The sequence below is a fragment of the Pseudomonadota bacterium genome (assembly GCA_026390555.1).
In the GTDB taxonomy this organism is placed as follows: domain Bacteria; phylum Bdellovibrionota_C; class UBA2361; order UBA2361; family OMII01; genus OMII01.
This window is the reverse complement of record JAPLFS010000018.1, coordinates 1-21,667: the sequence shown is the minus strand read 5'-3', so window position 1 is coordinate 21,667 and position 21,667 is coordinate 1. Positions and strand designations below refer to the sequence as shown.

General features: G+C 51.2%; 22 protein-coding genes. 12 read left to right on the top strand and 10 right to left on the bottom strand.

The window, feature by feature from the left end:
• Positions 1–47: 47 nt before the first annotated feature.
• The 7 genes from rsgA (at position 48) to NTV65_01420 (ending at position 6,565) form a co-directional block, all read left to right on the top strand.
• Positions 48–953, top strand: a complete 906-nt coding sequence (gene rsgA, locus NTV65_01450; GenBank protein ID MCX6113865.1) for a ribosome small subunit-dependent GTPase A — start codon at positions 48–50, stop codon at positions 951–953.
• 19 nt (positions 954–972) lie between these two features.
• Positions 973–1,671, top strand: a complete 699-nt coding sequence (ung, locus tag NTV65_01445) for a uracil-DNA glycosylase (GenBank protein MCX6113864.1) — start codon at positions 973–975, stop codon at positions 1,669–1,671.
• 75 nt (positions 1,672–1,746) lie between these two features.
• Positions 1,747–2,667, top strand: a complete 921-nt coding sequence (locus tag NTV65_01440) for a transglycosylase SLT domain-containing protein (GenBank protein ID MCX6113863.1) — start codon at positions 1,747–1,749, stop codon at positions 2,665–2,667.
• 189 nt (positions 2,668–2,856) lie between these two features.
• A complete protein-coding gene (locus tag NTV65_01435) occupies positions 2,857–3,717 on the top strand; it encodes a flagellin (GenBank protein MCX6113862.1) in 861 nt (286 codons plus the stop codon).
• A 21-nt stretch (positions 3,718–3,738) separates the two neighbouring features.
• Positions 3,739–4,602: a flagellin gene (locus NTV65_01430; protein ID MCX6113861.1), complete on the top strand. Its 864-nt coding sequence runs from the start codon at positions 3,739–3,741 to the stop codon at positions 4,600–4,602.
• A 168-nt stretch (positions 4,603–4,770) separates the two neighbouring features.
• Positions 4,771–5,841, top strand: coding sequence for a class I fructose-bisphosphate aldolase (locus NTV65_01425; GenBank protein MCX6113860.1), 1,071 nt, complete (start codon positions 4,771–4,773; stop codon positions 5,839–5,841).
• Between the two features lie 31 nt (positions 5,842–5,872).
• Positions 5,873–6,565: an NAD-dependent deacylase gene (locus NTV65_01420; GenBank protein MCX6113859.1), complete on the top strand. Its 693-nt coding sequence runs from the start codon at positions 5,873–5,875 to the stop codon at positions 6,563–6,565.
• A gap of 167 nt (positions 6,566–6,732) precedes the next feature.
• Here the strand turns inward: NTV65_01420 and NTV65_01415 are convergent, their stop codons facing one another.
• The 3 genes from NTV65_01415 to NTV65_01405 form a co-directional block, all read right to left on the bottom strand.
• Positions 6,733–7,884 carry a DUF4143 domain-containing protein gene (locus NTV65_01415; protein ID MCX6113858.1) on the bottom strand — a complete coding sequence of 384 codons (1,152 nt, stop codon included), beginning with the start codon at positions 7,882–7,884 and terminating at the stop codon, positions 6,733–6,735.
• 61 nt (positions 7,885–7,945) lie between these two features.
• On the bottom strand, positions 7,946–8,278 hold the full coding sequence (locus NTV65_01410; GenBank protein MCX6113857.1) for an AAA family ATPase: 333 nt from the start codon (positions 8,276–8,278) through the stop codon (positions 7,946–7,948).
• 17 nt (positions 8,279–8,295) lie between these two features.
• Positions 8,296–9,477: a cupin domain-containing protein gene (locus tag NTV65_01405; protein MCX6113856.1), complete on the bottom strand. Its 1,182-nt coding sequence runs from the start codon at positions 9,475–9,477 to the stop codon at positions 8,296–8,298.
• 90 nt (positions 9,478–9,567) lie between these two features.
• On the opposite strand from NTV65_01405, the gene NTV65_01400 reads away from it, so the two are divergent.
• Positions 9,568–10,320: a hypothetical protein gene (locus tag NTV65_01400; protein MCX6113855.1), complete on the top strand. Its 753-nt coding sequence runs from the start codon at positions 9,568–9,570 to the stop codon at positions 10,318–10,320.
• 11 nt (positions 10,321–10,331) lie between these two features.
• On the opposite strand, the gene NTV65_01395 is transcribed toward NTV65_01400, so the two are convergent.
• The 4 genes from NTV65_01395 to NTV65_01380 form a co-directional block, all read right to left on the bottom strand.
• A complete protein-coding gene (locus NTV65_01395; GenBank protein ID MCX6113854.1) occupies positions 10,332–11,552 on the bottom strand; it encodes a glycosyltransferase family 87 protein in 1,221 nt (406 codons plus the stop codon).
• A gap of 84 nt (positions 11,553–11,636) precedes the next feature.
• Positions 11,637–12,527: a 3-methyladenine DNA glycosylase gene (locus NTV65_01390; GenBank protein ID MCX6113853.1), complete on the bottom strand. Its 891-nt coding sequence runs from the start codon at positions 12,525–12,527 to the stop codon at positions 11,637–11,639.
• Positions 12,508–13,485: a tryptophan--tRNA ligase gene (trpS, locus tag NTV65_01385; protein ID MCX6113852.1), complete on the bottom strand. Its 978-nt coding sequence runs from the start codon at positions 13,483–13,485 to the stop codon at positions 12,508–12,510. Before trpS ends, NTV65_01390 begins: the two co-directional genes overlap by 20 nt.
• Positions 13,436–14,608, bottom strand: a complete 1,173-nt coding sequence (locus tag NTV65_01380) for a CofH family radical SAM protein (protein ID MCX6113851.1) — start codon at positions 14,606–14,608, stop codon at positions 13,436–13,438. The genes trpS and NTV65_01380 overlap by 50 nt, the downstream gene beginning before the upstream one ends.
• Before the next feature lie 23 nt (positions 14,609–14,631).
• On the opposite strand from NTV65_01380, the gene NTV65_01375 reads away from it, so the two are divergent.
• Complete coding sequence (locus NTV65_01375) at positions 14,632–16,194, top strand: FGGY family carbohydrate kinase (GenBank protein MCX6113850.1); 1,563 nt, start codon at positions 14,632–14,634, stop codon at positions 16,192–16,194.
• Between the two features lie 4 nt (positions 16,195–16,198).
• Here NTV65_01375 and NTV65_01370 read toward each other — a convergent pair whose 3' ends face one another.
• Positions 16,199–17,269 (bottom strand): radical SAM protein, encoded by a 1,071-nt coding sequence (locus NTV65_01370; GenBank protein MCX6113849.1) that lies wholly within the window; start codon positions 17,267–17,269, stop codon positions 16,199–16,201.
• A gap of 55 nt (positions 17,270–17,324) precedes the next feature.
• Between NTV65_01370 and NTV65_01365 the strand changes: the two genes are divergently transcribed.
• Positions 17,325–17,699, top strand: coding sequence for a hypothetical protein (locus NTV65_01365; GenBank protein ID MCX6113848.1), 375 nt, complete (start codon positions 17,325–17,327; stop codon positions 17,697–17,699).
• Between the two features lie 9 nt (positions 17,700–17,708).
• Here NTV65_01365 and NTV65_01360 read toward each other — a convergent pair whose 3' ends face one another.
• On the bottom strand, positions 17,709–18,596 hold the full coding sequence (locus tag NTV65_01360) for an acyl-CoA desaturase (GenBank protein MCX6113847.1): 888 nt from the start codon (positions 18,594–18,596) through the stop codon (positions 17,709–17,711).
• 388 nt (positions 18,597–18,984) lie between these two features.
• Here NTV65_01360 and NTV65_01355 point away from each other — a divergent pair, with 388 nt between their 5' ends.
• On the top strand, positions 18,985–19,305 hold the full coding sequence (locus NTV65_01355) for a glycosyltransferase (GenBank protein MCX6113846.1): 321 nt from the start codon (positions 18,985–18,987) through the stop codon (positions 19,303–19,305).
• 18 nt (positions 19,306–19,323) lie between these two features.
• On the opposite strand, the gene rsfS is transcribed toward NTV65_01355, so the two are convergent.
• On the bottom strand, positions 19,324–19,710 hold the full coding sequence (rsfS, locus tag NTV65_01350) for a ribosome silencing factor (GenBank protein MCX6113845.1): 387 nt from the start codon (positions 19,708–19,710) through the stop codon (positions 19,324–19,326).
• A gap of 451 nt (positions 19,711–20,161) precedes the next feature.
• Between rsfS and NTV65_01345 the strand changes: the two genes are divergently transcribed.
• Positions 20,162–21,667: glycosyltransferase family 39 protein (locus NTV65_01345; GenBank protein ID MCX6113844.1), on the top strand; the 1,506-nt coding region annotated here is incomplete at its 3' end.

Here is a 21,667-nt window from a genome sequence, read left to right as displayed (position 1 = left end):
CCACGTTCTTTGGGAGTATCGCGACTATTTTCGTAAGCACGCATCGTATGACGGAACAACTAAGCAACTTAGGCACAGTTCTTGAGGCGGCACGTCGTCAGGTAACCATACTTTCCGAACAGGGAGAGGTGGTTACGGGCACGGTATCGACCAAGGCGATTAAGGTTGTTGTGGGTGATACGGTTACCTTTGAAAATAGAAACGGTAGGATATTTGTAACAGCAGGGTCCCACTCGACGCATAATCTCTATCGATCGTACCGAGGGGTACTCAAAAAGATGGGAGCGAACGTAGATCTGCTCTTTGTGATAGGGGCGGTTGGGCAGATCCTGAACTCAGTTGTGATCGATCGCATGTTGGTTGCGGCACGGGTGCAATCTATCCCTACAGTATTAGTTATAAACAAAGTGGATCTAGGACTTGAGGAGCTCTCCCAGCTGCTAGAGGTGTACCGCAAGATAGGTATAGAAGTTATCTGCTGCAGTGCGAAGTTGTCGCAGAACATGGAGCAGATAGAGGCGCGGATAAATGCCGATGGGGTGCGCATTGTAGCTCTGTGTGGAGTTTCAGGTGTTGGAAAGAGTACTATCCTTAATCACATGATCCCAGAGGCAGAGAGAAGAGTTGGTGAGGTAAGTCATAGGACCGGGCAGGGACGGCAGACGACAACGCAGCCGCGCGGATTTTTATATAATAAGACCGGGCAGAGGATTATAATAGATCTTCCCGGCGTTCAGTTCTTCGGGCTTTCGCACGCCTCCGTTGAGGGCGTTATGAGGGCATTTCCGGAGTTCGTAGAGAGCGCAGTAGGGTGCCGTTTTGCCGATTGTCGCCACTTGCAGGAGCCTGAGTGCGCTGTGCGGGATGCGATTGCAAACGGCACGATTGCTTCCTGGCGTTACGACTCATACCTTCAGATCCTTGAGGAGATAGAGGATGCACGAAAATACTAGCGATAACACAAATTCTACCATGGGTACTGCTGCTCATATAACAACACCGAAATTAACCTGGACAGAGGTGCTCAGCGGAGAGCGGGAGCAACCCTATTTCCGTGAGCTGCTAGATTTTGTTGAGTCTGAGCGCCGTACAGGCACCGTCGTATATCCAAAAAACGCCGAGGTTTTTAACGCCCTGCAATGTACCCCATTCGATCAGGCCAAGGTGGTTATTATCGGACAGGATCCCTATCACGGACCAAATCAGGCACACGGTCTCTGTTTTTCTGTCAAAGCACCAACGCCTCCTCCGCCAAGTTTAGTTAATATCTTCCTTGAACTTGAGGGCGACCTCGGTATTGCGAGGTCAAAACAGGGAGATCTTGAGCCGTGGGCTCGGCAGGGGGTGCTTTTACTTAACTCTGTCTTAACCGTTGAGGAGGGCAAGCCAGGCTCGCATGCGTTACGGGGATGGGAGCGATTTACGGATCGGATCATTCGAGAGTTAAATGATCACGGCTCACATATAGTGTTTATGTTGTGGGGCGCCTATGCGCAGAAAAAAGGGGCGTTCGTTGATCGTGCCAAGCACCTAGTACTTGAGGCGCCGCACCCTTCACCCCTTTCGGCTTACCGTGGGTTTCTTGGATGCAAGCACTTCTCTCAGGCCAATGACTATCTATTACAGCACGGACTAGTGCCGGTAGATTGGCGCTTGTCTGACCATTTATAGCGCGTAACATACTGAAATAACAGCTGTAATGTTGGCACGTCTAGTGCAAAGCATGGTGCATAGGAAAAGCACCATATGCGTATCGATTTTGGAGCCTCATACAAAGATATCTCGGGCCTGCTTAAGGCGCCAGCTCACCATGCTGTAAAGGACGAGAGCGTTTCGTTTGAGCAGGATCTGAAAGGCGTGCTTACCAAAACCGCCAAACCTACTGAAACGATAGGGGATCTTCAAAATCCACCTCAATTTGCGGCCATTAGAGAGGGGGGCCGAAATCCGCTGGAGGAGTTTAAAGCGAGCCTGAGACTCCCCGATTCAAGCCTTGAGATGCCCCGTATGACCCCGCTTGGAGCTAGCGAGAGCCAGCCTATTCAAGTGGTGGACACGGCACAGAACGTCAAAGTTCCGACGGTGCTTGAGGTCAAGCGCATAGATCTACAGAACGCTCCGGTGATTGCTGAACGGCAAGTGCCGCAACTCGCAACGCAGGAGATCCGTGCTCGGCTGCACTCCCTGAGTGAGAAGGTTGGGCTAGACCCAGCGCTATCAATGGCGGTTGTTAAGGCAGAATCTAGTTTTAATACAACAGCGGTTAGCTCCGATGGGCACGCCTCAAAGGGACTCTTTCAGCTCCTAGATACAACCGGCAAGTTTCTCCTCTCCAAAGCTGGGGATACCGAGAGGAGCTACGACCCCTTTAATCCCGATCTTAATATGGAGCTCGGCACCTCTTACCTGAAGTACCTGCACGATATCTTTCGTGCGCCGACCGATCTCCCCAATAAGCTAAGAACCCATAAGGCTGTTGATGAAACTTCGTTAGAGAAGTTGGCGGTTGCGGCGTTCAATGCTGGTGAGGGTAGGGTAGCTTCTGCTCAAAATCGTAGTGAACGGGCAGGACGTGACCCTGCACACTACGACCATGTGGCCCCATTTCTTCCCCGTTCGACCCGTGAGTACGTTACTAGGGTGATCGATGGTAAGCAGCTTTTCTAGTGCTACATCGAGTAGTTGCAAGCCATGCCCTAGCCTAAAGCCAACTCTTGGCAAGCTCCTTGCTCCTTTCCATCTTTGAAACGTCATGACGGCAAAGTTTGCCGTTGAGACGCAAAGACCCGGACCAGTTTAGGAGAACACAGTACCAGCCCAAATTATAGTGGGCTGGTCAGCCAAGGAGAAGATAAAATGGCGATTAATATTCGAACGAACCTACCCTCGCTAATAGCACAAAGAAACGTAGATCAGTCGAGTGAGCGTCTCAAGACATCATACGCCCGATTAGCGAGCGGACTTAGGATCAATCGAGCAAGCGATGATGCTGCAGGTCTCGCGATAGCAGAGGGCCTGAAGGCAGAATCTGCGATAGCAACGGTAGCTATTAGAAATGCTAACGATGGTATCTCTGTTATTTCGATAGCAGATCAGGCGATTGGACAGATCGGGGCAACCTTGAATAGACTTTCCGAACTAGCAGAACAGAGCGCCAACGGTGTATTCGACCATGTACAGCGTTCGGCGATGCAAAACGAGTTCTCAGCACTTGCAAGCGAAGTTGAACGTATTGCAGTAACGACCAAGTTTAACGGGCTGAACCTACTGAGTAGCGGCCAGTCACTTGTGTTCCAGATCGGTTTCGACGGAAGCTCGCTCTCACGCTTATCTTACGACAACGTTGACACAACGTTACAAGCGATTGGCCTAGCAGCAGCGGGCGAATCGGCACCAACCTACTCGATTTCAGGAGCTACCGTTGCAGAGGCGCAATCCGCTGCTCGGCTGGCGCTAGATGCAATTGCGCTTGCGGTAGTTTCGATTAACAACAATCGTGGTCGACTTGGAGCATTGGAGAGCCGCCTTCATACCTCGATCAATAATCTGCAAGTTGCTCGTGAAAACTTCACAGCGGCAGAGAGTCAGATTAGAGATGTGGATGTTGCTACGGAAGCTGCGGAGCTGACGCGCCTTAGCATCTTGCAACAGGCCGGCGCTGCGATCTTGGCACAGGCCAATCAACAGCCGAAGTTAGCCCTGCAGTTACTACAGTAAACGCCTAGATAGGATGCGAGTATGGGGTTAGGCATTAAAACAAATGTCGCGTCCTTGAGAGCTCAACGTAATATAAAGCTCTCAACTGAGACCCTGAACCAGTCGTATCAAAGGATCTCAAGTGGATTGCGTATCAATCGCTCGACCGATGACGCGGCGGGTTTGGCGATTGCGCAAAGTTTACGTGGAGATACCCGCGTTTCAGCTGTCTCCACTAGGAATGCTACAGATGGTATCTCTATCATCTCTATTGCTGATGGAGCTATTGGGCAGATCTCACAGGTACTGACGCGCTTGGTTGAGTTGAGCGAGCAGTCTATTAACGGGGCATATAGTAATCAGCAGCGCGCGGCGCTACAAAGCGAATTCTCTGCGCTGCTAAGCGAGGTTGAGCGGGTTGCACACACTACAACGTTCAACGGGTTGCAGTTGTTGAGTGGTGGTGGTGGCGTTTCCTTTCAGGTTGGTTTTGATGGGACCTCGCTCTCGCAGATCTCGTTCTCAGGTGTTCAGGCCACCCTGGCGTCGCTTGGCCTGGCGGCAGCGGGATCATCGGTCCATACCTATTCTTTATTCGGAGCGACAACTCTTGAATCCCAATCAGCTTCAAGGCTTGCGCTCGATGCTATTAAAGCCGCTGTTACCTCAGTTACAAGAAACAGGGGTACCCTCGGTGCTGTAGAGAGTCGCCTTGCTATGACCATTAGGGATCTCGCCGTAGCGCGCGAGAACTTCCAAGCCGCAGAGAGCGCTATTATGGATATAGATGTAGCGGCCGAGAGCACGGAGCTCTCGCGTTCAACGATCCTGCAGCAGGCGGGAACAGCCATCCTGGCACAGGCCAATATGCAGCCCCGTTTGGTTCTCTCGCTGCTGCGTGATTAACTTTCACCCTTAAAATGAGCATCCTCTGATCGGGGATGTTAAATTTTGTGTGAATAGTTAATGTTACAAAACGCAATTTGCTCTGCAAATCGACCCCTGATAGGTTAGCACCCCTTGATCCAGCCGGTAAGAACCCCCTATAATCGCACCGTTATCATGGAGTCATGTATGAATATAAGCGACATAGCAGAGTTCTTAGGATCAGAGGCCAAGTCATTACTTGAACATACCTGTAAGGGCATCCCAGCTACACAGATCTCACAGCCGGGGCCAGATTTTATCGAGCGGGTATTATCCCACTCCGACCGCTCGGTGCCAGTCCTGCGTTCAATTCAATCGCTCTATGATCATGGCCGCCTAAATGGCACCGGATACCTCTCGATCCTGCCAGTTGATCAAGGCATTGAGCACTCAGCAGGGGCTTCATTCGCAAAGAATCCAATTTATTTTGATCCGGAGAATATCGTGCGCCTTGCTATCGAGGGAGGGTGTAACGCGGTTGCAACAACCTACGGCGGCCTTGGTAGTGTAGCGCGCAAGTATGCGCATCGGATTCCGTTTATCCTGAAGATTAATCATAACGAGCTACTCTCTTATCCGAACAGACACGACCAGGTCATGTTTGCGCAGGTACGGGATGCTTGGAACCAGGGCTGTACCGCTATAGGAGCAACGATCTACTTCGGCTCGCCCGAATCTACCCGTCAGATCGTAGAGGTCTCTAAGGTGTTCTCAGAGGCGCACTCACTCGGTATGGCAACCATTCTGTGGTGCTACGTTCGTAATGCAGGCTTTAAGGTTAACGGTGTTAACCACGAAGTTGCTGCGGACCTAACCGGCCAGGCTAACCATCTAGGTGCAACGATTGGGGCTGATATCGTCAAGCAGAAGCTGCCCGAAAACAACGGAGGCTTTAAGGCGCTTAATACCGGCACATCATCGTACGGCAAGCTCGATGAGCGTATGTACACTACGCTCTGTAGCGAGCATATCATCGACATGGCTCGTTACCAGGTTGCAAACTGCTATATGGGTCGCATCGGCTTGATTAACTCAGGTGGTGGTTCGGGTAGTAACGATCTGAGTGAGGCCGTTAAGACCGCCGTGATTAATAAACGCGCGGGTGGTATGGGGCTAATCTCTGGTCGTAAAGCCTTCCAGAAGCCGATGAAGGATGGTGTCGAGCTCCTAAACGCAATTCAGGATGTGTACCTCTGTAAGGATCTTACGATCGCCTAAATTCTTCTATTTCAGACAAGAGGCATATAGAGTGCGAGATCGCCACGTTGTTGTACTATCCGGTGCTGGCATAAGCGCAGAGAGCGGCCTAGGCGTCTTTCGTGGCAGTGGTGGTTTATGGGAGGGGATGCAGATATCACAGATCGCAACTCCAGAGGGTTGGCGACGTGATCCGGGGCAGGTCTTGCGCTTTTACAACAAGCGGCGTCGTTCGATACAGGCTTCTAAGCCGAACGCAGCGCACCTAGCGCTCAAGGAGCTTGAAAGCCTCTTTAAGGTTACGATTATTACGCAAAATATCGACGATCTGCACGAGCGCGCCGGAAGTAGCGAGGTTATCCACCTGCACGGCGAGATTATGAAGGCACGCAGCTCTCGCAATGAAAAGCTACTGCGCGATTGCACGACCGATATCGAGCTTGGAGATCGGTGTGAGGAGGGCTCACAGCTTCGTCCGCACGTAGTTTGGTTCGGTGAGGCGGTGCCGCTGATGGAGCGCGCCATTGAGGTCGCAAAGAGCGCCGATTTCTTTATCGTAGTTGGAACATCACTAGAGGTCTATCCGGCGGCAAGCTTGGTAGATCATGTGCCGTTTGAGTCTACGAAGTTTGTAGTCGATCCAAACCCTTCTGGATTAGCCGACGAGACCTTTCATGTTGTGCAGACGATAGCTAGTGAGGGGGTCCCACGTATTGTCAGTCAGCTGCGCGCTATGATGGCGTAGAGTCAGCATAGGTGTTCAATAACTACCCCAATAGAATAACGATGCGGCGAAGCGCTGGGAACGCCGTTCTCCAGAACGGCTAGGTATAAATGCTCAGGTGGGCGATACACTGGTCTGACCAAGTGAATAGTTACCGGCGGCCTCTAGATAAGTTTGGAGTGGCTTTGCTACCTCAGAATCTCTCCACTCCAGAGCAGTTGAAGAAAGTTCAACAACGGAAATCCTTCGACGCCTTCTTGCAATGTTGGAGTTTTGCCCCGGAAGATAACGATACCTCTTGAGAGCTTCTTTTCGTGAAGAAGGGGACGCAGGGACTTTCCGAAATCTGAGCGCCACTGGCTCGATGACTTGATCTCAAAGCCAATGACACGCTCACCTCTTTGCCAAATAAAATCTATCTCTGAGCCGCCACTTGTTCTCCAGTGGTAGATTTCGCCGCCACAGTTTAAGTAGGAAATTGCGGCTCTCAGTTCATGCAAAACGAGAGTTTCGAGTAATGCGCCGGTTTCATACTCTCGGGGAGTATCACGGATCAGTCCCTGTAGTGCTCGAGCAACGCCACAATCAAAAAGAAAGAACTTTGGCTGAGCGACCTCGCGCACCTTTGCACGAGGCTGCCAAGCTGGGACGATTGTAGCGATGAGTGTGTCGACGAGGATCTCAAAATATCTTTCGACAGTGCTCCTCGCGACACCTGCATCACGCGCGACGTTAGTGTAAGAAAGTAGCTGCCCATTCATGATAGAGGCAATTCGAAGGAAGCGGGTAAACGAAGCGATATCTTTTACGAGAGCCTCCTGGCGAATCTCTTCTTTGAGATAGGTAGCGACGTAGGCTTCCAACATCTCGGGGCCGAATTCCTTTTGGTTCACTATGCCAGGAAGTAGCCCCGTCGTGATTGCTGACTCTAGCGAATATTCAGCTCCGAGTTCGGCAAACGTGAGGGGAAAGAAGTTACGCTGAATGACGCGCCCGGCGAGTAGGTTAACATTCATGCGCCGCAGCTTACGCGCGCTCGAACCACTCAGCGCGAAACGGATATCATCACCACGTAGGGAGATGATATCCTGAATATGGTTTAAGAGAGAGGGTGCTTTCTGTACTTCGTCGATGACAACCCAAGACCCGGCTGGTAGGGCATTCACTTGAGCTCTAAATTGGACTTGGCTGGTAAGGATCGGAATAAGCTCTTCATCGAGCAGCAAATTTACCCATAAGCTTGCTGATACCTGGTTACGGAGCCATGTTGTTTTCCCTGTGGCGCGCGGACCAAAGAGAAAGAACGAGTGATTTGGAGCAGTTAGCCGCCTATTATACATAGTGGGTAAATTGTAAGCTATTATCACCGCAGTGTAAATGCAGCATTCTCCCGATTGTACCCTATGAACCGGGACCTATTGAGCGGGCCTGACTAGTTAAATAGTATAGCTTCAGCTGCGGAACTACTGAGCGAATAGTCTCCGGTGAGAGCTCTGCAAGTTCTGGAATCCTGCCGATAATGTGCACCTGCCCTAAGCGCTCGATAATACGCTCAGAGTCAGGTAGCTCTGCTCCGTTAAAAACAACGCCCATAATCGCGACACCCCTTGCACGAAGAGCTTCAATAGTAAGGAGGGTGTGATTAATACTGCCTAGATAATGGAGTGATACTACGAGCACCGGTAGGTCAAGCTTGGCGATAAGCTCCATATATGGTGGTAGGCAGCTTTGCACTTTTAGTAGTGCTGCCTTTATTCCTCAAGCACAACAGCACCAGTACTCAATAGATTCACAAAGAGTTGCTGCACCTGCCCGTCATTTAAGAGCGAAATTATGTCACCTACCGGCACGATAATTCGATCGGCCAGGATCTGAGCACACAGGGCGACCTTGCCTGAAAGCTCTCGGCGCTCGCCGTTAACGAAGAGCGAGATGGCGGTCTTACTGTTTCGCACAAATGCGAGCCTTGAACCCTCTGCGCGTACGATAAAGGCGGACTCTCGAATAACCTTGGCAACCTTTGCTTGCGTTACGGGATACGCGTTAGCTTCAAGCTTTACATCACAGTACGGCTCAGTTGTAAAACGACCGAGCCAATCAGCGATAAAACTCTCATTAGTCAGCGCCTCTTTAATTGAAGCGGAGATCTTCTTGATAGCAGATTTTGAGATCTCTCCCGGCGCCTGAGCTTTTAAATCAGGGTCCGAGAATCTAACGGTCTCATCAATCTGAGAAAGGGCGCTCGCCACTACGTTGTTAATTAGCTCGCTCGTGCTAGGCGCTCGAAATCCAACCGAGATCGTCATGCAGCCATTACCGCGTGCAATTCCGTGGTGCGGAAAACGGGGCGGCAGATAGAGTATATCACCGGGCTCAAGCACCCATTTATGAGTGGGCTTAAATTTCTTAAGGAGCCTGACCGGCAGATCGGGAATAAAATCATCCTTTAAGATCGGCTGACTCTCGATCCTCCACTCACGTTTACCTGCTGCTTGAACTAGAAATACATCGAAGTTATCAACGTGTGCCCCGACGTTTCCCTTGTCATCAGCGTAGCTCACCATGATGTCATCCATGCGCCAGAATGGGATGAACGAGAAATGGTCAAGAAATCCGTTAAGGGTTGGGACAAATCGGTCAGCGCCGTTTACCAGGATGGTCCAGTGGCTCTTCGGGAGCTTCTTAAACATTGCGGGCTTAAAGGGCCCGCGCTTAAGCTCCCACGGGTGACGCCCCCCCTTCTCCATGATTAAGCGCGATTCAACACGCTCGTCACAGCTCATGCCAGCCACCTCCTCTGGGGTGATCACGTCCGGGAAGGGATAAAGCGCGCGCTTCATCAAAAGGGGACGTTTCTGCCAGTAGCGACTTAAAAACTCACGTTGAGAGAGCTTTCCGAGAATGGGCCATTTAATATTTGGTATTTTGCTCATATGTAACCATTCAGTATAAACTAAGGATGAGCGCATACATAGCATCTACGTGTGCGGTCGTCCTTAGTTTATGCTGACTAGTTACTAGAGATGAAAGATAGAGAGTTACCAGGATACGGCGATCTTAGCCCGAAAGAGCAGGGGCCACGCATAATTGTGGTCCTTGTAGAGCCCAAGGATGCTAGAAATATCGGCGCAGTGGCGCGTGCCATGAGCAATCTGGATGTAAAGGAGCTGCGCCTAGTGGCGCCTGAGCGCTTTGACCCTGAGATGGCGCGGGGGGTCTCGTGTTGGGGTTGTGATGTAATTGATAACGCCGCGCGCTTTGATCTACTGAGAGAAGCCGTAGCCGACGCGCACGAGGTTGTAGGCTTTGCCTCTGATAGTGGACGCCACCGCACTCCGCAACGACTCTTAAGTGAGTGGACGGGCTCGCTTGTAGATGGCCCGCATCGAACGATCGCCTTAGTTTTTGGCTCCGAGGAGGTGGGGCTCCGTAGGGAGCATTTTCCACTCTGTCAGTTTCTAGTCCGCATACCGTCAGCAGCAGGGAATCGCTCATACAACTTGGCGCAAGCGGTGCTCCTAGCGCTCTATGCCCTGCGTAGCAGCAAGCAAGATGTTATTGGCCCACTTCATGACGATTGGCCAACGAGTGCACAACTTGAGAACTTTACCGATATGGTGCTTAGAGTTTCAGAGGACGTAGGGTTTCTCAATGAACACGCACCGCAACATGTGCGAGATCTTCTGATTAACGTTACCCGTCGAGGCAGGCTATCAACGCGCGAGCTAAAGATATTGACCGGATTATTTGGCCAGATTTATAAGGCGTTGCCGTAACTATTTAGCAGCTACTCGGTGCGGTGACGTGTAATAAGCTTTGCCAGCAAAAAAAATGTCATTACAGAGAGGACTAGCGGGAGTGTTTTGATAATCCACTCTCCAGGCTGCTCCCAGTGGCGAATAAATACGTGCACATATAACAAAGGGGCTAAAATGATATATATCAGCCGCCCGGATCCACGAATAAAGGGGGTCTTGCCCAAAAACATTACTGCTGCCAAGGGCGGAAAGAGCCAAACTAAGTGATGAAACCAAACAAGGGGGGAGGTAATGATCATGATTGGGATACCGCTAAGGAGCTGGAAAGCACACAGAAGATCGTGTGATAACGATTGCGGTGCGCCATTAACGGGTAGGCGCGACATGCGAAACAGTAGCACTAGATATGCGGTTATGAGAGAGAGTGAAAACACCAAAAAAAGCGTCGCCGGTGCATCAACAAAGAACGGCGCAAAGTGACGTAGTGAGTAGTCGTAGAAGGGATCCTTAACTACCTGCCCTGCGGCTATCTCGCCTACTGTACTCAGAAAGCTCTGGATCGTTGCAAGACCGTTTGGATACAGCATGAGGGGAAGATGAGCAGCCAGCGCTCCCAAGCAGCAATAAAAGAGCGCCCGCCAGCGCTTGTTTACTATAAATGGCACAATCAGGATTGCAGGGGTTGCCTTGAGGGCGATTGCAAGACCTAGAGACAGTCCTGCTAGGCGGTCTCGTCGTTTCGAGGTAAAAAATGCAGCGCCGACCAATAGGGCCAGGATAAAAGCGTTCACTTGACCCCACGCAATGCCGTAAAGTGTAGGGGGCCACAGTGCTAGGAGTAAGAATAAGACGTAGCTGTTTGCTGGTGATCGGCCTGTACCTAAGTACCCAGATAGCAACTGTGCAAGCATATATGCCGTTAAAGCGAGGGCGATTATGCTCCCGCATTGCCAGACGAATATGATTATCGGAGTTATTATCGGAGTTATTATCGTAGTGGAGATACTTACTAATGGGGCGAGGAGTGCGGCAAGGGCTGGAGGGTAGAGGTATTGCAATTCAAAATCTGTAGCGCGTAGGGGAAATGCATAGCGAACATTATAGATAGGCTCACCTCGACTGAGGCGCTCGGCACTATAGAGATAAATTTTCAGATCAATAAGATCATCTTCGGTTACATAGGTTGTTGCATAGTAGCTCAGGCAAGCGAAAACAAGCAGAGCGATGAGTTTCAGTGCAATTGAGCGCATATTCGCTTGAAGATATCAGAAATAATGAGGCCTGTAGCGGGGTTATTTCACAACTATTAACCCCGGGATAAGTAGATCTACCGACTAGGCTCTGATCACCAGGAGTGAGCGATAAACCTCAAGTAACCGTGTGCGAATGGGTGTCGCAAGGTCCGAGAGCCTGCGTTGTTCCTTAACATACTCCTCCCGTCCCTGCGGTGTTTCGATCTGGATCGGCTCAAAGCCAAGGTTACGTAGGTCGTAGGGGCTGGCCCGCATATCGATAGAACGTGCATCGGCTGCCAGCAGAAACGCATCGGCTACTAGATCACTTGGACACCACGGGGAGATCTTATGCGCAAATTTATAGAGATCCATCGTTACATGAATACAGCCACGTTGATCAAAATCAGAGGTCACTTCTCGCGTAAGGGGTGTCTTGTTAAGGGGCACAGCCTTAGGGGTAAAGAAGCGAAAGGCGTCGTAGTGCGTACAACGAAGTCCAGCGCCCTCAACAACCAGGGAGATCTCCTGCGAGCTAAGTCGCAGCGGTACCTTGCTATGTCGCGGCTGATCGCTCTTATATACCATCGCCCACTCATGCAGCCCAAAGCAGGAGTAAAGGGGTGGACGCTCCGCGATACCGCTTAGGTAGCGAATCCCCCAATCTATAAAACGGTGCCTGTGGCTTGGAAATGAGCTTGATGGAATTGTCCAGCCCGTTTCCGTTGCTAGCGCATCATTGGGCCAATCAAGCTCCGAACTGGAGCATCCTTCAAGGATAACATCAGCCCCAGGGCTCCAACGCTCAAGGTGCGCTGGACGAAATGAATAGTACTCAAAAAGAAAGTCGTAGACTGGGTGCGAGATTGCTCGCCCAGCACGTGCCGTTCTTGCCGTGGTCCACTCCCTTACCCTTGCAAGGTGTGCAGCTTTTTGGGCGCGCCACGTAGCAGGTGCAAGGCCCACTAAATGCTTATCTGAATCCGAGCGCATATCTCACGCGGTGTAATGTAGCGTTAGCTATAGTGCGCGCCTTTTCAGCCCCCATACGCAGGGTCGCTTTGAGAGCCTCTTCATCACGCCGTAGCTCCATATACCTGGCGCGCGTCTCGCGCAGATGCTCATTAATCACGACAAAAAGCTCCTCCTTAGCGTGCCCCCACCCCAGCCCACCGTTTTGAAGACGTGAGCTTAAATCTTCATATTGCTGTCCTGTACCAAAAAGAGCGTAGAGATCACCGACTAGGGTCCCCTTAAGGATCTTAGGCTCCTCAAGGGGCGTGGAATCAGTTTTAATCGACATGACCTTCTTGCGCAGCACGGGCTCCTCGCAGAAGAGCGGGATCTCGTTGTTGTATGACTTCGACATCTTCCTACCATCGAGGCCAGGGATGATCATGACCTGCTCGTTAATTATCGGCTGTGGTAGCTTTAGGAGATCCCCGTAGATGGCATTCAGGGAGCCCGCCATATCACGCGCCATCTCGACATGTTGCTTTTGATCTTTGCCGACCGGTACAAGATCCGGTTCGTATAGCAAGATATCGGCCGCCATCAACACCGGATAGGCAAAGACTCCGTGGCTGACCTCGTTCCCTTGCGCCGCGGCATCTTTGTAGGCGTGCGCTTTCTCAAGTAGCCCGAGCCCGGTCACGCAACTTAGGTACCACATTAGCTCCGTTACGGTTGTAACGTCCGACTGTCTAAAGAGGATATGCTTTTCAACATCGAGTCCTAAGGCTAACCAAGTTGCGACCTGATCGAGGGTCTGAGAGGCAAGCGCCGCAGGATCACGATTGCTTGTGAGCGAGTGCATATCGGCAATAAAGTATAAGCAGTCGTAAGTTTTGCTTAACTCAAGCGCCGGGCGCAGCGCTCCTAGATAATTTCCAAGGTGCAGGTTACCCGTTGCTCGCAAGCCCGTCAGGGCCCGTTTCTTTGAGGTCGTCATGTTGTTCTGATCTCCCGATGATATTGAAACTACTATCTCGTTGTAGTGGCGTAAATCCGGCCTGTTGAATATGCAACTCTAGCTCCTGTGGGCTCATGCTCCATTTTTGTGCTGTGGGCGCCCCGGCCTTAGATACCACGTTCTCCTCCATCATGGTGCTGCCAATATCATCGCAACCAGCGTGTAGCCCTATCTCTGCAACGTGAGGTCCACAGGTTGGCCAACTCGATTGGTGGTGCTTAATATTATCGAGAAAAATACGGCTCCACGCTACATTTTTCAGGTACTCAACGGCGCCTGCGCCGTATTTGGCAACGTGACGGCTCCGTCCGAGCGAGGTGCGTTCGTTAAACTGATGGGTCCAGGAGATAAAGAGGTTAAAGCCAGGTTGGCCTTGCGTTAACGATTGATCTTGCAGGGCGCGGAGTTGCTCAAGGTGATTGATGCGGTGTTCAATCGTTTCTCCAAAACCTATCACCATCGTTGCGGTCGTTACTAGACCTAGCGACTGTGCTGCCTGCATAACCTCTATCCACCGCTCAGTAGAGATCTTCTTTGGGCTAATCTTGCGGCGCACCTCGTCATCTAGGATCTCAGCTCCGCCTCCCGGCAAGCCGTGTAGCCCGCGTGCTTTAAGCTCTTGCAGCACTTCGAGCGCATCCTTGCCGGAGATAAGGGTCATCTGATGGATCTCAGATGGGGAGAAGGCGTTAAGATCTATCTTAAAATTAGTGTGTAGCCACTCGATTAATTCAAGATAAAAGGAGTAGGGGAGCTCGTCGTTGTGTCCACCCTGTAGCAATAACCTCGTTGCGCCAAGCTTAAGAGCCTCTGTAACTTTGCTAGTTAATGTTTCACGCGAGAGAACGTAGGCTTCAGGGTCGCGTGGATCGTGGCGGTAGAAGGCGCAGAAAGAGCAGTCAGTGTTACAGACATTCGTGTAGTTAATATTTCTGTCGATCAGGTAGGTGACGTGCGGTGCTGGATTGTGACGGAAACGAACCGTCTGTGCGAGCGTTGCCAGTTCCGTAAACTCAAAAAGGTTCCAGAGCTCAAGCGCTTCTACGCGATCCAGACGCTCGCCATCGGTTACCTTATTTGTTAGCTCTGCTTTTCTTTTCACGGTTTTCATTAGTGACGTATTATGTGGCAAAAGCTACAGCACCATGGGACAATATAGCAATAACGAGCAATGATTCAATGAGTGATGATTCAATGAGCGATAATGAGCTGTTTTTAGGGGTAGATCAGGGCTCCAGCTCAACCAAGGGGCTCCTGGTTGATGCTACCGGGAACGCCGTGCAGGAGTTCGCTGCAGCGGTACCGGCGCGTATTGATAATAACCCCTGCGTTGAGCAGGACCCAGAGGGGTTACTTACCTCCGTTACAGAGGTGTTCAACAGAGCCGTCGCTTGGAGCAATGAGCAGGGGGTCAAGATTAGGGCCGCCGGACTAGCTGTACAACGCTCAGGGGTCTTGGCCTGGAACTCTATTGACGGCAGGCCCCGTCACCCCGTAATAACCTGGGCCGATACCCGGACGGGGCCGATTATTCAGAATTTTGGCCGAGGGGTTGAGCGCATCTCACTTAAAACCGGGCTTCCGACCATCCCTAACTTCGCTGCTGGCAAGATTCATCTTTTACAGAGACAGTTTCTTGAGCCCTCGATCTACGTTGCGACCCTTGATGCCTTTCTGCTGCACCGTATGAGTGGCAAAAAGGTCTTCGTAACTGAGGATACGATGGCGGCCAGAACGATGCTCTATGCACTTACAGAGCGGGGCTGGAGCAACGATCTGTGCCGAGATTTTGAGGTTGACCCCCATAGGTTGCCTAGAATTAATCCCTCGCTGGCGCCCCATACGCACTATGCTGGAGTGCCGATAGTTGCGCTACTAGGGGACCAACAGGCAGCACTGATCGGGCGTAGTGGAATAAAGCGGCGACCCCTTCTGAACCTTGGTACCATTGCGGCGCTGACCCTCGATACTGGATGCAACGTAGTTCAGAAAACTGGTATGATGACGAGTGTTTTACTCTCGCGCCTTATTCCGAATAGTTATGCGCGCGAGATGAAGTTTCTGATTGAGACGACCTCGCCGGTGACCGGTACGGTTCTGCTGGAGCCGTTACGGCGTGAGTGGTGTAAGAGCTCGAAGGAATTAAACGCCATGTGCGAGCGTGCAGAACAGGAGCACTTGCAGGGACGTGCGACCGCATATTTTGTAAATCATAGGCACTCCCTTCCAAGATGGGAGCACGGAGTTCCTAACGTAATGGTGAGTAAGCCAGACGCTACAACGGCCGACCGCGCGCGTGCTATCGTTGAGAACGTTGGGAATCTGGTTGTTCGGATGCTAGAGGAGTTCTCGGACAAGGGGCTGCTTGGAGAGGTGCTTCCGAACGAGATCGATGTGGCGGGTGGGGGCTCAGAGCTAGGTTATCTTCTGCAGTATATCTCGGATGTTTCTGGGCATATTTTGCACCGTCTTGCGACCCATGAGGCGGGCTCTAGGGGGGCAGCCCTGTGTGCCTGGATGTCAGTAAACAACGAATTCGAGGCACATCAGTTTAACCAGCAGGAGCCCAGCAGGAGCTATCGCTGCGAGCGTCCAGAGCGGCGTAAGCGTTATTTGATGTGGCAGCGCTTGGAGCAGGACACCCTTAACGGCGCTTTGCCTGCACATGCTGAGGTTGAGCCAATATAGGGCCCTACTGCGTTGCTAAGGAGCCGCAGGAGGCCTTGATATCTGCCCCTCCGGAGTAGCGCCGTGCTACGGGTTGCTTTAGATGAAAAGAGAGCGCATCACGAAAGGCCTTAAGCTCCTCAGGTGAGGGGGGTTGATAGCGCCCCGAGTGATCCGTTACGTCGATCAGATCAAGTCTAATCGGGGTGTCTTCAACAAGTAGCGCTAGTTCCCGAGCGTCATCTTCGCTCACGTTCTCACCCTTGATACAAACGTATGAGAGGTTAACTCGGACCTTGCGCGCCAGGGCGTGGCGACGTGCCGCAGCCATAAGAACGTGCACCGGTGTTCGTGCAGCAACCGGTACGAGGCGTGCCCGTTTCTCATCCGTTGCCGCACCGAGGCTGATAGAGAGCCGAAAGGGGAGCTTTAGATCGGTAAAGCGCTCTATCTCTTGGACTAGTCCTACGGTGCTGATGGTAATGGCCTTGCCAGAGATAGCGTGTTCAACGGGAAAGCAGAGCCACTGTGCGGCAGTAATCACCTGTGTAAAGTTAAGAAATGGCTCCCCCATCCCCATAAACACAGCTCCTGTAACGCGGCGCCCCTGCGATAGTACGAGCTTACGGGCCTGAATATATTGGTCGAGGATCTCCCAGGAGTGAAGGTTACGGCGCTTAGTCATGCGCGCAGTGGCGCAGAAGGTACACCCCATTACGCAGCCGACCTGCGAGGAGAGGCAGATGCTAACGGAGCCCTCCTTCTTAAGGGGGATCAAAACGGTTTCGATCCCCATGCCATCAGGTGTTGTGAAGAGTAGCTTCTCAAATCCATCTACCTCCGAACGTTGGTGCGTTGTGAGAGAGAGTGCGGGGAGATCCGATAGGTGCTGTGCAAATCTTTTTGCGATATGGCTCTTAGCCATAACGGTTGAGGCGATATATTCACCCCGCCCAATGACGGCCCCGGCCCACCTTCTGGTAACCTCCTGGGAGATGCCTAGATCGCTGGCTCTACTAAAGAGCTGCTGTGGAGGGAGCGAGCGCGGGTCGATTGTGGCTGCAGCGCAGATGTGGCTAGATATCTCTGGTTTCATGCTAACTATACACGTAATTATTCACCATGTTTTACCGTTATGTAAAGGATAACCTATGACAACTCAAGTTGTGACTCACCAGATCGTTGCTAGTTACGCCGATACAACTTCGCATGGGTCTATTACGGTGCTGCACTTTAGCGAGCGGGCGCGTCTTATGCGCTCGCTTAAGGCGAGCGGGGCGTGTCTCTTGGTGGCCTGTGTATGCCTCTGTATTCCGGGAGCACATTTCGTACTCGTACCCCTGACGCTCTTAATCTCTCCATTTATTATCCTAAGGATTCATAGGGAGAAAACAAGGATCTCACACGCTGAGATCTCCTGCGCAAAGTGCAGGGAGCCACTCGTGGTTCTAGCCACGCAGGAGCTGTATCCCCTTTTTGAGAACTGCGGAGCGTGTCACCGCGAGATTAAGATTCAAGCTGGATAGAGCATTTGCCTACGTAAGCTTCCCTGCTGCCGCATATACACGCGCGGGGGGAACACGGAGGTTCCACACCAGGCCGAACCAGGAGAGCACCGTTAGGATGTAGTGCGAGATATCGATCTCCCACCAGTAAAAGCCCTGACGCTCTGAGCCTGGATAATAATGGTGGTTATTGTGCCAGCCCTCGCCCAAGGTGATTAAGGCCAGAAAGAGGTTGTTCTTGCTGCTATCAGTTGATGGAAAGCGACGCTTGCCGATCAGATGTGTGAAGGAGTTAATACAGAAGGTGCCGTGATAGAGCAGGACGGTGCTGATAAAGAAGCCCCATACTAACATCTGCATAGCGGAGGTACCGAGTGCTGGATAAGCAACCTGTAGCCAGCCGCCGAAAAAGAACATTCCTACAGCGAGTAGTATCGGCGGAACAAGGTTGTACTTTTCAAGTAAGCATAGCTCTGGGTACTTAGTAAGATCTTTGACCAGCTCAGGACGGGAGTCCACAAATTGAGAGCTGAGTACCCACCCAACGTGGGCAAAATAGATACCGTGAACAATAGGTGAATGGATATCCTCTGGGGTATCTGAGTGCTTGTGGTGATGGCGGTGGTGCGAAGCCCACCAGATTGGCCCCTTCTGTGCTGCGGTTGTACCGAGCACGGCGAGCAGAAACTGAAAAACGCGACTTGTCTCATACGAGCGGTGAGAGAAGTAGCGGTGGTAGACGCCGGTGATGGCGAACATACGAATTACATAGAAAGCGAGACATACGACCACAGCTACCCAGCTAATCCCTACCCAGATGGCTACTAGACAGGCCAGGTGGACAGCCCAAAAAACACCCTGTTTAAAGATATTTATGAAGCTAAACCGTTCGTTTGGTAGTGCGTCGCCGTGATACATAAAGAGCCACTTCTTAGTTATACTTTAGAGTTCAATGGTGACACGAACCGGATCCTTGAACAAGGAGCGCGCCGTAAATTATTTGGCATACCTAACATGCTTAGTTTATTGACAGTAATTGAACGAATTGATCGAGTATCGCTGCCTAATTTGATGGAGATAGGCACTAAAATTAAACAGCGGCAGTAAGTAGTGAGCATATTCCAGAAATATTCGCATACGGTAATGACACTCAAAAGCCCCTAAGGGGCGGATTTGCTTCGCAAATCAGGGGAAAAAATATTAACTGGGCACAAAATCTGTCGTGCCCGGTCAGGGGACGACCAATCGAATTACCTATGAAACTTCGCCGTAATCTCAATAGCTTGAATCGCGACATTAAACTACGGTGACCAGTTACGAAATTATCTTCGTCGATGATGGCAGCCCCGATCAAACTAGCGCGGTACTCCGCGCTCTTAATCTCAAACATGTACAAGTGCTAACACTCGCCCAGAACCAGGGGGAATTTGGAGCTATTATCGCAGGCATGCTTGAGATCAAACGGGTGCCGGTGCGACTTAGACGCAGCGCTCCATCGAGTGTGCGTGTGATGAATCACGGCCTGCGTATGTTGCGGCGTATCTCTCGGTTGCGCCGTTCGTGGAGGAGGGGATTTTATAATTCGGAGCAGATGCTGCGAATTGCGGATCAACGCTACTGGTCCTAACTGGCATATTCTGAGCTGCTATGCAGCACCTGCTACATCAAGCCGCCGAGCACGCATCCACAAGCTCTCGATGTCATAGAACTCGCGTACCGGCTCGTAAAAGATGTGAACTATGACATCGCCGCAATCTACAAGCACCCATTGCCCATCCTGATACCCCTCTACCGACAACGGCTTTGCGCCAAGGATAGAGAGCTCTTGGATTACGCGGTTCGTGATACCCTGTACCTGTCGGTCGGAGCGCCCAGTTACTACGATGAAATAATCAGCGAAGTCGGAAATGGAATGCACGTCTAGAACATGCACGTCCTTTCCCCTCACATCCTCACAAGCTGCCACAACACGTTTTACTACCTTTAACGAGTCTGAATCATTCTTTAACGCCAGCGCGAGGTTATTCTTCATAGGATATTGGTTCCTCCATAAAGTTGGTTAATAGATTGATAGATTGAAAGGTGATGCGGGCAGGCAGAAGATGGGGCGTTCGGAGAGAGAAGCACACAGAAGGGAGCGAACGCTAGGGGATAAGAGCCATGTACGGGACGGAGTGGGATCGTGGGACCTCCTTAAAAACTCTACCTTACAACTCTATTATACCAGGTTAGCACAGCAATTACCAAGGGTAATTTACATGCCTAACCCTACACAGTTCCTCGAATAATTGAGTATTTTTAGAGGAACTTATCCAATGATTAGGTGCTGGTATATTGTAGCCATTAAGGGCTAATCAGGGATGGGACGGCATAGAGACGCTCTATATTCTGATAAGTTTAAGGTGCGTGCAGATTTCCTCTGGCCTAACTTAACCGGAATCGGTGATGGTACACTGTCACTCTAGTTTTTGTGTGTTTTAGTCATGAGTAAATTCATCGTAGCTCTCTTCCTTATACTTGCAACCGCATTGACGGCGCTAGGCTTTTACCTGGCGGCTCTCGATGATGGCGCAAACCAGTTAGCTCTCGTTGCGCTGCAACCAGTGGCAGGCCGCTTGATTAAGCTTGGTAATATCTTATTTCGTTTCCGCGGCGAGAACATGTTGGCGCTGCTGCCTGTGATCATAGTAGCGCTCGTTGTTTCAGGTGTGCGCTTTAAAAAGCCCCGCCATAACTTCTTTGCGCTGGGACTGATCCTAGCATTTACGGCTCAGTGGGCACTAATCAATCAACACCTGATTTTTGCCCTTAGCCAGGGAGCGAGGGAAGGTGATGCTATTAGCTCAGCAACCCGGATGGTTATTGGATGCTCTATGGTTGGTTACGCCCTAGCGCTACTCTGTTTTTACGCAGCTTTTCGCAAGGAGCAACCGCTTGAGTCTTTGGCACAGAGGGGCGTAAGCGATAGCTCCTTTACGCTACGAGATGGCTCGGTTCTGCTCGGTATATTCCTTGTCGCGTTGTTCTTTCGTCTCTACGCCATAAATCATATCTTTAACTCCTTTGAGGGGGAGGTCGCCAGCTATTCAGCAGGGGCAACATCGCTTGAAGGGATGTTTTTGGCTAATAAAGGGGTTTCCGGTCCATGGTCACCACTAGGCTTACTCTATTATCTACCGATCTATCTAACTACCAAGCTCTTCGGCACTACCCTTCTTGCGTTACGGATGTCCTCTGCCCTGGTTGGAGTCTTTACTATTCCATTTATGTATCTGCTGGCTCGACGCATAGGGGGCAAGCAGGCCGGCGTTATAGCAGCAATGTTACTTGCGTTAAACGCACTTCACATCGGCTGGGGGCGCACAGATATCTATCCACATGGGGTTACTACCTGGCCAGCTTTGCTGTTGTGCTGGCTTCTTATAAGAGCCGCAGATACCCGTAAGGTGATTGATGCTGTCTGGGTTGCACTCGTTATGGGGCTGACCTGGCATCAATACCCATCTGGGCAGAGCTCTGTAGCGATCCCCGTATTCGCTATCGGGATCTACTGGCTCGTCAACAGGTTTAAATCTCCTTTGCGCGGGACGCAGCTCGCCTGGGTCGGGGTCGGGGTATTGCTTTGGCTGATCGGATTACCGCTTAGTTACTACTACGCAGATAAGACAATTATCTTCATGAACCCATTTAATCTTACCGGCCCACGCGCGCTATGGGGAGAGGTCGAGGGAGGTCTCTCAATGCTCCAGATCGTGTTGATGGTTATTAATAAAGCCTCTCAACAGTTTTATGATGTCCTGCAGGGGATATTCTATAAGGTGCCGTACCTCTTTCATCAGGACTTTATCCCCTTTATTCCTGATTTTCATATGCGCACCGTTGCCTGGATGATAGTGCCGTTTGTGTGTGCGGGGCTATTTATGGTGCTGCGCTCGATTCGGCGCTTCGAGTCGGCCGTAATCATAGCGTGGCTTATGGCAGCAATTCTG